General features: G+C 42.5%; 11 protein-coding genes. 9 read left to right on the top strand and 2 right to left on the bottom strand.

The annotated features are described in order from the left end of the window. Positions 1–43: 43 nt before the first annotated feature. From E2R53_RS18400 to E2R53_RS18360, 9 genes are all read left to right on the top strand, one after another. Entirely contained in the window at positions 44–1315 is a 1272-nt protein-coding gene (locus tag E2R53_RS18400) for an ATP-binding protein (RefSeq protein ID WP_133313224.1), read from the top strand. 147 nt (positions 1316–1462) lie between these two features. Further along, on the top strand, positions 1463–3538 hold the full coding sequence (locus E2R53_RS18395; RefSeq protein ID WP_133313223.1) for a carbon starvation CstA family protein: 2076 nt from the start codon (positions 1463–1465) through the stop codon (positions 3536–3538). Beyond that, a complete protein-coding gene (locus E2R53_RS18390) occupies positions 3531–3734 on the top strand; it encodes a YbdD/YjiX family protein (RefSeq protein WP_133313222.1) in 204 nt (67 codons plus the stop codon). The genes E2R53_RS18395 and E2R53_RS18390 overlap by 8 nt, the downstream gene beginning before the upstream one ends. A gap of 83 nt (positions 3735–3817) precedes the next feature. Continuing rightward, the gene (locus tag E2R53_RS18385; RefSeq protein WP_133313221.1) at positions 3818–6088 is read left to right on the top strand and encodes an ATP-dependent DNA helicase; all 2271 of its coding nucleotides are present in this window, start codon (positions 3818–3820) and stop codon (positions 6086–6088) included. Positions 6089–6160: 72 nt separating this feature from the next. Beyond that, positions 6161–6313 carry a hypothetical protein gene (locus tag E2R53_RS18380; RefSeq protein ID WP_133313220.1) on the top strand — a complete coding sequence of 51 codons (153 nt, stop codon included), beginning with the start codon at positions 6161–6163 and terminating at the stop codon, positions 6311–6313. 240 nt (positions 6314–6553) lie between these two features. After that, positions 6554–7696, top strand: a complete 1143-nt coding sequence (locus tag E2R53_RS18375; protein ID WP_133313389.1) for an endonuclease — start codon at positions 6554–6556, stop codon at positions 7694–7696. A gap of 107 nt (positions 7697–7803) precedes the next feature. Next, on the top strand, positions 7804–8418 hold the full coding sequence (locus E2R53_RS18370) for a flavodoxin family protein (RefSeq protein WP_286166291.1): 615 nt from the start codon (positions 7804–7806) through the stop codon (positions 8416–8418). An 18-nt stretch (positions 8419–8436) separates the two neighbouring features. Continuing rightward, positions 8437–8823, top strand: a complete 387-nt coding sequence (locus E2R53_RS18365) for a VOC family protein (protein WP_133313219.1) — start codon at positions 8437–8439, stop codon at positions 8821–8823. Positions 8824–9057: 234 nt separating this feature from the next. Further along, complete coding sequence (locus E2R53_RS18360; protein WP_133313218.1) at positions 9058–10962, top strand: ABC-F family ATP-binding cassette domain-containing protein; 1905 nt, start codon at positions 9058–9060, stop codon at positions 10960–10962. A gap of 93 nt (positions 10963–11055) precedes the next feature. On the opposite strand, the gene E2R53_RS23660 is transcribed toward E2R53_RS18360, so the two are convergent. Together E2R53_RS23660 and E2R53_RS18355 are read right to left on the bottom strand one after the other, a co-directional pair. Next, positions 11056–11181: a hypothetical protein gene (locus E2R53_RS23660; RefSeq protein WP_286166290.1), complete on the bottom strand. Its 126-nt coding sequence runs from the start codon at positions 11179–11181 to the stop codon at positions 11056–11058. A 98-nt stretch (positions 11182–11279) separates the two neighbouring features. Beyond that, a complete protein-coding gene (locus E2R53_RS18355) occupies positions 11280–12059 on the bottom strand; it encodes an SDR family oxidoreductase (protein ID WP_133313217.1) in 780 nt (259 codons plus the stop codon). Positions 12060–12214 lie beyond the last annotated feature (155 nt).

Below are 12214 nucleotides of genomic sequence, written 5' to 3'. Positions count from 1 at the left end.
TCGAATAAGAACTCAAAACACAAATATAATTGGGGAAATTACGATGCTCGCAGAGAAATTGACGTTACATGTTTTGATCGTCTTGGTTCCTGTCTTGATTTACACGGTTATTCTTGAAAACAAGCGCATAACGGCATCACCTTATTTCTCCGGGGTCATATACGGGATCGCTGCCTTTTTGTGCATGATTTTCTCGTTTTATGATTACGGTCTTTATTGGGATTTAAGGTATGTACCAATGGTCTTTGCATTGCTGTATGGAGGTCCTGCTGCCGGCTTGATCGTCTTCATTTTCATTCTGCTCGCAAGAACATATGTAGGCGGGGAAGCAATCTTGTTTGGATATATAAGCGCCTTTCTCGCACTGATTGGACCTTTCCTGTTTTCAAAGCGCTTCAGAAAGTACAAGCCTAAAAAAAGGATTCAGCTTTCAATCATTATTGGATTTTGGCCTGCTGTTGTTCAGCTTGGCATTCTGCTCTCTTTTTTAATCACATCTGATTACACCTTCAGCAGCAGTAAGAAACTATTATTTTATGTGTTCATCTTCGGAATTTTACAAGTCATTGCCATTGGGATAGCTGCTAAACTCCTTGAAGCAGGCATTGAGCGGAAGATGATGAAGCAGGAGATTATCCGTACGGAAAAGCTAAATACGATCGGAGAGCTTGCCGCATCCATAGCACACGAGGTCCGGAATCCGCTGACTGTTGTAAAAGGTTTTTTGCAGCTGGTGGAAAAAGAAAAGAAGAATGATGAGCAATATATGCGTTTGATTTTGAGTGAGATTGGCCGAGCCGAGTCCATTCTGAATGATTACTTGAATTTTGCTAAGCCGAAGCTGAAAAAAATAGAAGAATTTCAGCTTTCAGAAGTAATACATAATGTTGTTTATTTATTGAATGCGCTTGCAGTAAAACAAGGGGTGAAGTTATCCTGCCAGCTTCATCCGGGTCTTTATATTGAAACCGATCGAAGCCAGCTTAAACAGGCGCTTGTCAATCTGATTAAAAATGCCATTGAAGCTACTCCAGAAGGGGGAATAGTCAGGGTGCAGCTCTTTTTTAAAAATGGACAGGCGTATACCGTCATTTCAGATACAGGCAAAGGCATGTCCGCGGATCAGCTTTCCCAAATCGGCACTGTTTTTTATTCTACCAAGGATAAAGGAACTGGTCTTGGAACAACTGTGTCTCTGCGCATTATTGAAACTATGAAAGGTAGAGTAGCTTATAAGAGCGAGCTTGGTTCCGGCACTGAAGTCACCATGATTCTTCCGATTAAAAACAAAAATAAGCGAGGTGCTCCACAGTAGAATCATACTGTGGTTTTTTCTTTCCTTAAACCTGTTCCCTCATCTAAAATCCTACTATTAACTATTAAAATACGAAAAAATAATTATTTAAAAATTCAGACATCAAACGTATAATAAGTGTGTACGCTACAGAAGGGATGATGGCAGATGAAGGCTTTAAGATCGATTATTATTTGGGGGTTAGTCTCCACACTGGGAGCAGCAGGATTTGCAGTCATCGCTCTTAATCAGGGGGAGAGCATTAACGCCATTTGGCTGCTGACAGCAGCTGTTTGTTCGTATGCGGTTGCTTACCGTTTTTACAGCCGTTTTATTGCTAATAAAGTATTTGAGCTTGATGACAAGCGGGAAACTCCTGCAGAGACACACAATGACGGCAAGGATTATGTGCCGACAAACAAATGGGTATTGTTTGGTCATCACTTTGCAGCCATCGCCGGAGCTGGACCGCTGGTAGGACCTATACTCGCTGCACAAATGGGTTATTTGCCGGGGACGATCTGGATTATTGTCGGGGTTATCCTTGCCGGAGCGGTGCAGGATTTCATTATTTTGTTTGGTTCTATGCGACGAAAAGGAAAGTCATTAGGGGAAATGATTAAAGAGGAAATCGGTCCGATAACGGGAATCATTGCCATGGTCGGCATTCTTGGAATTATGATTATTTTATTAGCTGTACTCGCTCTCGTTGTTGTGAAAGCGCTTGTAGGAAGTCCGTGGGGTATGTTTACGATTGCAGCTACGATTCCGATTGCTGTATTCATGGGCATATATATGAGATATATTCGGCCGGGAAGAGTTGGAGAAGGTTCTATAATCGGAGTCGTTCTTCTTCTTTTATCGATCTTCCTCGGTCAGCATGTTGCCGAAACACCGGAACTTGCCAAGCTGTTTACATATAAAGGTGAAACGATTGCTATTTTAATGATTGTATACGGTTTCATTGCGTCTGTATTGCCGGTTTGGCTGCTGCTTGCGCCAAGGGACTATCTGAGTACATTCCTGAAAGTCGGAACGATTGTCGGTCTTGCACTTGGAATTATCGTTGTAGCTCCAGACCTGCAGATGCCGTCTGTCACACCATTTATAGATGGTACAGGCCCTGTGTTTGCAGGAAATATGTTCCCGTTTTTATTTATCACAATCGCATGCGGTGCGGTTTCCGGCTTCCATGCTCTAGTATCTTCCGGTACAACGCCAAAAATGATTGAAAGAGAATCACATGCGAGGCCGATCGGATACGGCGCCATGCTGACAGAATCCTTTGTTGCAGTTATGGCGATGATTGCTGCATGTGTGCTTACGCCAGGGATCTATTTTGCTATTAATAGTCCGCCTGCCCTGATTGGCACGGAAGCTGTACAGGCGGCGGCAACCGTTTCGAGCTGGGGTTTTACAATAACGCCGGATGATTTGACAGCGCTTGCAGATGATGTCGGAGAAGAGACGGTTCTCTCAAGAACTGGAGGGGCTCCGACGCTTGCCATCGGAATGGCTTATATCTTTTCTGAAGTCATTGGCGGTAAAGCTCTTATGGCCTTCTGGTACCATTTCGCCATCCTGTTTGAAGCCTTATTTATTCTGACAACCATTGATGCGGGAACAAGGGTCGGGCGCTTTATGATTCAGGATTTATTGGGTCATATATATAAACCATTGGCCAGAACAGAATATCTCCCGGCCAATATTCTTGCCACTGCCCTATGTGTTCTCGGATGGGGATATTTCCTCTATCAGGGAGTAATCGATCCATTAGGAGGAATAAACACACTCTGGCCGCTGTTCGGCATAGCCAATCAGATGCTGGCAGGAATTGCCCTGCTGCTTGGTACAACCATTCTTTTCAAAATGGGCAAAAAAGCTTACGTTTGGATCACTCTCGTTCCGACGACTTGGATTTTAATCGTAACCATGACAGCCGGATGGCAAAAGCTTTTCCATGAAAATCCGAAGATCGGTTTCCTGTCACATGCAAATCTGTTTAAAGGGGCGATTGATAAAGGAGAGGTGCTTGCACCTGCTGCGAATGCGGACCAGATGAAGCAGGTGTTGATAAATGACTATGTGGATGCGGCCCTTTGCGCCATATTTATGATTGTAGTAATAGCTGTCTTGATTTCGGCTATCCGCATATGGATTAAGGTATTGACGAACAAGGAGACCACTTTGCACGAGGCGCCGTATATTGAGAGATCTGAAGGAGGCATAAGCCACCATGTATAAGAAACTGTCATCCATCCTTAAGTTCAGAAAACAATTTATCAGTTTACTCGCGGGTGTTCCGAGCTATGAAAAATATGTGGAGCATATGATGATCCATCACCCGGATCAGCCGGTCCAAAGCAGAAAGGAATTTTTCTGCGAGGCACAGGAAGCACGCTACAACGCAAAAGGCGGCAAGGTTTCGCGCTGCTGTTAATTATTAAAAATCGCTCATCTTTTGATGGGCGATTTCTTTTTATATTATAAGCTTGCTGATAAACTAATAATAGGTGATGCGGAATGAACGTAGTGCATATATCAGTCAGAGCACTAGTAGAATATGTTTTCAGAGCTGGAAGCATAGATTCAAGATTCAGAACTTCAGCAACGATGACTGAAGGAACAAAAGCACATCAGGCGATTCAGGAAACCTACGGGGAAGCGGATCAAAAAGAAGTATTTTTACAGACTGTCATCCTGCATAATCATCTTTCATTTCTAATTGATGGAAGATGTGACGGTCTTCTGTTATCTGAAGATATGCCATATATTGATGAAATAAAATCAACTGCCGGTGATCTTTCTTTATTAAATCAGGATTCTCATCCGGTTCACTGGGCTCAGGCGAAATGCTACGCATATGCTGTTTTAAAAGAAAGGGAACTTGATCAAATCGGGGTGCAGCTGACTTATGTCAGTGTACAGTCGGGAGAACAAATCAGGTTCAGGAACACGTTTTCGTCAGCAGATCTTGATTCTTTCATGAAGGAATTGATAAAAGCCTATTCTCCCTATGCTGAATTAAGAGCCGCGCATCAAAAGAAACGGGATAAAAGTATGGAAGAGTTATCTTTTCCTTTTGAAAGATATAGAGAGGGTCAAAGGAAGCTTGCTGGAACTGTCTACAAAGCAATCAGCGACAAGACGGACTTGTTTGCTCAAGCTTCAACCGGAATCGGCAAAACCATTTCGACCGTCTTTCCGGCATTGAAAGCGATGGGAGAAGGCAAATTAGATAGACTCTTTTACTTAACGGCTAAGACAATCACAAGAAAAGCAGCAGAGGATACCTTTTCTTACATGGAAACAAAGGGACTGTGTTTTACTGCGGTTACGATTACAGCAAAGGACAAAGTTTGTTTAAAGGATGAGACCCGCTGCCAAAAGGATTACTGCGAATTTGCAAATGGTTACTATGACAGGATTAACGGAGCGGTGCTTGATATCCTCTCAAATGAAACACGTTTAACTGCTGATGTTATTAAGGAATATTCTTTAAAGCATACCGTTTGCCCCTTTGAATTTTCATTAGATCTCGCATCTGCTTCAGACGGCATGATTTGTGATTACAATTATGTGTTTGACCCGCGCGTCTCCTTAAAACGTTTTTTCGATGAACAAAAGAAAAAATCGGTCCTGCTGATTGATGAGGCTCATAATCTGGTTGACCGGGGAAGGGCGATGTTTTCTGCAGACTTAAGGAAGTCGGACTTTCTTCAGCTGAAAAGAGAATTTAAACGAGGCGGCATTTTTAAACATGCGAAGAACATAAATGATTATTTTATTGCCCTGAAGAAACAAGTTGAAAATCAGCCGATGCTGACGAAGGATTTGCCTCATGAGCTTTTGGAACTTCTGGATCCTTTTGTAAAAGAAGCGGAGAAAGAGCTTTTGACGGGAAATCCGTCGCAGCTTCTCCTGGACTGCTACTTTCAGGCTCAGACATTCATGAAAATGTCGAAGTTCTATGATGAGAGATATGTGACGACAGCAGAAGCAGATAGAAAAGAGACAGTGATTAAACTGCTGTGTCTCGATCCGTCTTTTCTTCTTGGACAAATTAAAAAACCGTTTCGCTCAAGTATCCATTTTTCAGCTACGCTTTCTCCCATCCATTTTTACATGGACATGCTTGGAGGAACTTCTGATGATTATCAAGTGAAAATCCCCTCTCCATTTGCCAGAGAAAACCTGGGTGTCTTTATTAAACCAATTTCCACCAGGTATCATGACAGGGAGAAAAGCAGGGCGCCAATCTCTCAAGTGGTCATACAGCTGCTTGAAGAACGAAGCGGAAACTACCTTATCTTTTTTCCTTCTTACGTTTATATGAAGGAAGTATTTGAGTATTTGACAGAGCTAAATCCGTCTTTTGAAATGAAGATTCAGCAGCCTCAGATGACGGAAGCAGAGAGAGAAGCTTTTTTAGATGCATTTCAAGAAAACAGCAGCACGACAATGATTGCATTTGCCGTAATGGGAGGGATTTTTTCTGAAGGTGTTGATCTGATAGGCAACCGGTTAAACGGGGTCATCGTTGTTGGAGTAGGCCTGCCTCAGATAGGGTTTGAAAGAAACATCATGAAAGCCTATTTTCAGCAGTCAGGTAAAAATGGATTTGACTATGCCTATGTTTTCCCGGGGATGAACAAAGTTTTGCAGGCGGGCGGCAGACTGATCCGTTCTGAAAAAGATACCGGAACCATCGTGCTTGTTGATGACCGTTTTTTAGCCGATAAGTATCAGTCGCTTCTTCCGTATGAATGGAAGAACTTTGTTATCTTGGATTAAGCTCCTTCAAACTCTCTGTACAAGGGTTATCAATTTGCAGGGAGGGTAAAAAGGGAGAAGAGGTGATTATAAATGAGTGAGTTTTTTAAAGACTTCTTCCTTTTTATTGGCGGGTTTTTAAATGTAGGAATCACCTTGCTTTTTATCGTTCTGGTTTTTGTCGTAATTGGCGTAAAACGGAAGAACAAACGCAAGGCTGGGCATATGAAAGATCAAAATCACTAATAGGCGGAAAAGATGCACTTCAGACAGAGGTGTATTTTTTTGTGCTTATTGATACAGAGGGCACTAGTCTCATTCTCTCATCTTTCGCAAAAAAGCAGGATAATGACGTAAATTTACAAAATCATCATAAATAGTTAATGTTTCCATAGTATTCTTTTTTTGTAATCAATTAGAAAAATGAGGAGGAATACCGTTTTGCTTAAAAACAAACATGCTGCACGATTCGTAAAACTGGCACTTATGCTCAGTTTTTTTATTCCAATGTTTCAAGTCTCCCCGTCCCAAGCTTCGACCGGAGACGGGACCTGGACAGCACCATATTCAGTCGCTCAGGCGAATGCTGATCAAAATGGTTCTGTTAAAACGGTTAAAGGCTACGTTGTTGGACAGCCGACTGCCACGAGCACGGTAGTGACAGCCAATTATCCAAATGATTATGCACTTGCTCTCGCAGATTCACCATCAGAAACAAGTACAACTAAAATGATTTATGTTCAAATTCCATCCTCTTTCAGAACACAATTTGGATTAAAAACAAACCCTTCTCTAAAAGGCACGGAAATAAAAGTAACTGGAAAACTTGCAGCCTATTTTTCTCACGCAGGAATAACGGGGACGGCAGCTATGGAAAAACAAACTGGAACTACTGATCCCACGGACCCTACAGATCCAACAGATCCAGAGCCCTCTCCTTATGATGACACATACTATCAGTCTGCTGTCGGAAAAACAGGTGAAGCTTTAAAGACAGAACTTCATAATATTATAGACGATCATAGAGAACTTTCTTATGACAATGTTTGGGATGCACTCCGGAACACAGATGAAGATCCAAACAATTCGAGTAATGTCATTCTGCTATATACGGGGCGTTCACAAAGCAAGCTTACAAACGGCGGGAATGTGAATGACTGGAACAGAGAGCATGTCTGGGCAAAATCACATGGCGATTTTGGAACAAGTGCCGGTCCAGGAACAGATATTCATCATTTAAGACCGACGGATGTTTCAGTAAACAGTTCAAGAGGAAACCTTGATTTTGATAACGGAGGATCACAGCACTCCGAAGCTTTAGGAAACTATTATGATTCTGATTCCTGGGAGCCGAGAGATGCGGTAAAAGGCGATGTGGCCAGGATGTTATTTTATATGGCTGTCCGTTATGAAGGAGACAGCGGCGAGGTGGATCTCGAGCTGAACAATAATGTGAATAACGGAACAGCCCCGCTGCATGGGAAAATGTCTGTATTGCTTGAATGGCACAGACAAGATCCGGTTGATGCACGGGAAAGAAGAAGAAATGACATCATCTACAAAGACTATCAATACAACCGGAATCCATTCATTGATCATCCTGAATGGGCGGATGCCATCTGGAACTGAGAAATGCCTTCAATCCTCCCGAGCAGCAGCGGGAGGCTTTTCATGTTTGATGGAATAAGAAAAAGGCAAATAAATTACTATAAATGAATCGAAAAGGAGACTGGATCATGCTGAAAGCTCTCTACTTAAATTGTTCTTTAAAAAAGGGAAACGAACCTTCCAACACGGAATCCTTAATGAGACAATCTCAAAAACACATGGAAAATGAACATGTGCAAACGGAAGAATTGCGCATATCGGACTACAATATTGCATTTGGAATGGCACAAGATATGGGACGCGGCGATGACTGGCCGCTGATTATGAAAAAAATAGCCGAAGCGGATATTGTTGTAATCGGCACTCCCCTTTGGCTTGGAGAAAAGAGCAGCATTGCTTCTCTTGTCATGGAAAGACTTTATGCATCAAGCAGTGAAACGAATGAAAAAGGACAGTCTATATATTATAATAAAGTAGGAGGCGTGGCTGTAACAGGCAACGAAGATGGCGCGAAGGAAGCAGCCCGTTCGATTTTATACGGAATGCAGCACATCGGATTTCTTATCCCGCCTAATGCAGATGTCTATTGGGTTGGAGAAGCAGGTCCAGGTCCTTCCTACATGGAAGCGGGAAAAGAAAACGCGTTTACTATCAAGAATACGAGGACGATGAGCTTAAACTTAGTTCATTTGGCGAGGCTGCTGGCCGAGCATCCTATTCCTGCTGCAGGAAATACACTATAAACTATTGGAGTGTGTGTGATGATTCTTAATCAATCTATTCAGCATGTTAGTCTTTCTGTAACCAATCTTGAGATGGCAAAGCATTTTTATGAAAATATATTATGTTTAAAAGAAATGGAAAGACCTCCTTTTAATTCTGACTGTGCCTGGTACGAAATCGGCTCACAGCAGATTCATCTTATTGTGGATGAAGATTCGCAAACACTGAGAAAGCAGCATACCCTGAATTCCAGAGAAGGCCATCTTGCCCTGAGGATCGGTAATTATAAAGAGGCTTTAGACTGGCTTATTGAGCATCATATAGAATATCGTGAAGATGTAAACGGAGTGAGCGGTTTTGATCAAATATTCTTCAATGACCCGGACGGAAATTTAATTGAGCTGAATGTTGAACAAAGCAAGTAAGAGAGAGGGACCATATGCGTCTCTTTTTTTTATTAATGGAAAAAGGCGCAGTTCGACATTTCCTTGGAAATAAACCAGGTTATTTGCGGATTCCTGTAGAAAAAAGGAATGATATTTCCAGTGGATAGATCCAGGCTTATCAGCCACAAAGGGATGGGAAATATCTTATGCTAGTTTTTGTGCATCTACCTGCTGTACAATATAATGAAACATGATATAAGGGCGGATAAATAAATGAGCATTCTTTCTGTAGAGAATTTATATAAAACATATGGTGAAAAAACACTGTTTGACCATATTTCCTTTTCAATTGCTGAGAGGCAGCGAATTGGATTAATCGGGACAAACGGAACAGGGAAATCAACCCTTTTGAAATATCTTTCAGGGCTTGAGACAGTTGAAGAAGGAAAAATGATTCATGCGAATTCGTTTCATATTGAATACCTTCCTCAGCAGCCAGAGCTTGAGGAAGAATTGACTGTCCTTGAGCAGATCTATTATGGAGACTCGCTCATCATGAGGGCGATGCGGGATTATGAGCTCGCTCTTTCTGAGTTGGAAGCAAATCCGGCTGATGAAAAAAAACAGTCCAAGCTTCTTTCTATGCAGCAAAAAATGGACGAAAATGATGCGTGGGAAGCAAGTACGGTTGCGAAAACGGTTCTGACCCGTCTCGGTATTTCCGATTTTTCAAAACCTGTCAGGCTTTTATCCGGAGGCCAAAAGAAACGGGTGGCCATTGCAAAAGCTTTAATTCAGCCGGCAGATCTGCTGATTCTGGATGAGCCTACAAACCATCTGGATAATGAAACAATCGAATGGCTGGAGTCTTTTTTAGCGCAATACAAGGGCTCTATTCTTCTTGTGACGCATGATCGTTATTTTCTCAACCGGGTAACAAACCAAATTTTCGAATTAGAATATGGCAAGCTGTATGTATATGAGGGGAACTACGAAGTATATCTGGAGAAAAAGGCAGAGCGCGAGTTCAATGCCGAGCAGTCTGAAAGCAAACGCCAAAATCTGCTGCGCAGAGAGCTTGCCTGGCTTAGACGAGGTGCAAAGGCCCGTACAACGAAACAAAAAGCACGCATCGGACGTGTGGAAGACCTTCAGGATCAGGAAGGACCGGCAGCAAAACAAAGCGTGGATTTTGCCATCGGATCAACAAGACTGGGAAAAAAAGTCATTGAACTTGAAAATGTGTCAAAAGCTTTTCAGGACCGCACTTTAATGACGAATGTAAATTATCTCGTTGTTCCGGGAGAGAGACTCGGTATTATCGGACCTAATGGAAGCGGGAAGTCGACGCTGCTGAATATAATAGCGGGACGGATACAGCCTGACAGCGGAAACGTTGAAATTGGCGAAACCGTCAAAATCGGCTATTACACTCAGGATCATGAGGCGATGGATGAAGATTTGCGCGTTGTTGAGTACATCAAAGAAGTCGCGGAGGTTGTGCAGACAGTCGATCATCAAACGATCACAGCCGAGCAAATGCTTGAACGCTTTATGTTCCCAAGATCGATGCAGTGGACATATATCCGCAAGCTATCAGGCGGTGAACGCCGCCGGTTATATTTGCTTAAGGTACTAATGCAGGAGCCAAACGTTCTGTTCCTGGATGAGCCTACAAATGACTTGGACACACAAACACTAAGCGTCCTTGAAGATTATCTTGATCAATTTCCCGGTGTTGTCGTCACCGTATCCCATGACCGTTATTTTCTTGACCGGGTAGTGGATCATCTTCTTGTGTTTGAAGGCAGCGGAGCAGTAAGCCGTTTTCAAGGCAGCTACTCAGACTTTATGGATGCAAAGAAAAAAATGAAAGAGGCTGAAAGTGCAGCCCCTGCTCCTAAACTTCATGAGGCAGCTTCAGCTCCAAAACTTCGAAAAAAACTTTCTTATAAAGAGCAGCAGGAATGGGATGTTATTGAAGATAAGATCGCAGAACTGGAAGAAAAAAGAGAAGAGCTTGAAGGCCAAATTGCTTCAAGCGGCAGCGACTATGGCAAGATTCAGCAGCTCATGGAGCAGCAGCAGGCAATAGATGCTGAGCTTGAAGCAACAATGGAGCGCTGGGAAGAACTTTCGCTTATGGTTGAAGAAATAGAAAATGCGAAGCAGCAATAAGTGGATTTAACAGCCCTGAAAGAAATTCTTTCCGGGCTGTTTGCTTTTTTGTAAGACCTGAAAGTTGGAGTTAAGCAGTCGGTTCCGCTTTTCTTATTTTTTTAGGTCTTTTTTCGTTTCTTCACTTCGGATGTTGATCTCTTTAGAGAATTCAGCATCCTGCTTCTTGTTGTTCGGGTATTTGTTTTTGGATTCACGATTATCGTTTTTATTAGTCAAGACAAACCCTCCTTTTGTACAGATTAGAGGTTTATTTTGGGCCAAATGAGGATTTTTTATCCTAAAAAAAACACCTTCTTAATAGAAGGTGCTGCAGGTTAAAGCAATGATTCTGCTCCATCAATATAGACTTCTGTTCCAGTGATATGACTTGATAAATCGGAGGCAAGGAAATAAACGAGATCGGCTACTTGCTCAGGAGAGCCGGCTTTCTTTTCTAAAGGCTGTTCGCCCTCTGGAAACTCAACCGGAATCTCAACCTTTTCGATGTTTTCTTCTTCTGCAAAGGTATTGCTGTCGATGTTCGTTTCAATGGCTCCAGGACAGATCATATTGACCCTGATTTTATATCCTGCAAGCTCCAGGGCTGCCATTTTTCCGAATCCGACCTGCCCTACTTTTGACGTGCTGTAGGCTGAACGGCCAAATCCGCGGTATAAGCGGTTGCCATTAATAGAGCTTGTGATGATGATGCTTCCGCCCTTTTCCTTCATATAGGGAATCGCATATTTCACACTCAGAAAGGTGCTTCTTAAATTCGTGTTGATTGTTTGATCCCAGTCCTCGGGAGAAAGATCCTCAATAGGAGTCCATCTGCCGTTGATCCCCGCGTTAGCAAACACAATATCGATTTGTCCCCAAGTGCTGAAGACTTTTTGATAGCTGCTTTCCATTCGTTCTGCGTCGGAAACATCGCACTCAATAATGATGGCCTCGCCATTTTTGGCCTCAATGGCCGATTTCACTTTTTTGGCATTTTCTTCTTTTATGTCTAAAAGAGCGATTTTTGCTCCCTGTTCAGCAAGTTTTATCGCGGCAGCTTCTCCAATGCCGGAGCTTGCGCCGGTAACTATTGCAACTTTTCCAGATAGATTCATAGTGGGGACAGCCTCCTAATATTAGTGGTAGTAAGAAAATAGTGTGCTTTTATCTTATTATCCCCTTATTGGAAAAGAAGGAAACCACTACTTTAAAAGGAGCGAGAAGCTTTAAAGAAAAAACAGGTACATCTCCATTAAGAAATGTACCTGTT

The sequence above is a fragment of the Peribacillus frigoritolerans genome (assembly GCF_004358755.1).
Taxonomy (GTDB): Bacteria; Bacillota; Bacilli; order Bacillales; family Bacillaceae; genus Bacillus_P.
The sequence above is the reverse complement of the archived record's forward strand: the minus strand, read 5'-3'. Positions and strand labels throughout refer to the sequence as shown.

Excerpts from the sequence above, each read along its gene's own strand:
- E2R53_RS18355 (WP_133313217.1), bottom strand. The coding sequence starts at position 12,059 with ATGAATCTATCTGGAAAAGTTGCAATAGTTACCGGCGCAAGCTCCGGC.
- E2R53_RS18385 (WP_133313221.1), top strand. The coding sequence starts at position 3,818 with ATGAACGTAGTGCATATATCAGTCAGAGCACTAGTAGAATATGTTTTC.
- E2R53_RS18375 (WP_133313389.1), top strand. The coding sequence starts at position 6,554 with ATGCTCAGTTTTTTTATTCCAATGTTTCAAGTCTCCCCGTCCCAAGCT.
- E2R53_RS18390 (WP_133313222.1), top strand. The coding sequence starts at position 3,531 with ATGTATAAGAAACTGTCATCCATCCTTAAGTTCAGAAAACAATTTATC.
- E2R53_RS18395 (WP_133313223.1), top strand. The coding sequence starts at position 1,463 with ATGAAGGCTTTAAGATCGATTATTATTTGGGGGTTAGTCTCCACACTG.
- E2R53_RS18400 (WP_133313224.1), top strand. The coding sequence starts at position 44 with ATGCTCGCAGAGAAATTGACGTTACATGTTTTGATCGTCTTGGTTCCT.
- E2R53_RS18380 (WP_133313220.1), top strand. The coding sequence starts at position 6,161 with ATGAGTGAGTTTTTTAAAGACTTCTTCCTTTTTATTGGCGGGTTTTTA.
- E2R53_RS18360 (WP_133313218.1), top strand. The coding sequence starts at position 9,058 with ATGAGCATTCTTTCTGTAGAGAATTTATATAAAACATATGGTGAAAAA.
- E2R53_RS18365 (WP_133313219.1), top strand. The coding sequence starts at position 8,437 with ATGATTCTTAATCAATCTATTCAGCATGTTAGTCTTTCTGTAACCAAT.
- E2R53_RS18370 (WP_286166291.1), top strand. The coding sequence starts at position 7,804 with ATGCTGAAAGCTCTCTACTTAAATTGTTCTTTAAAAAAGGGAAACGAA.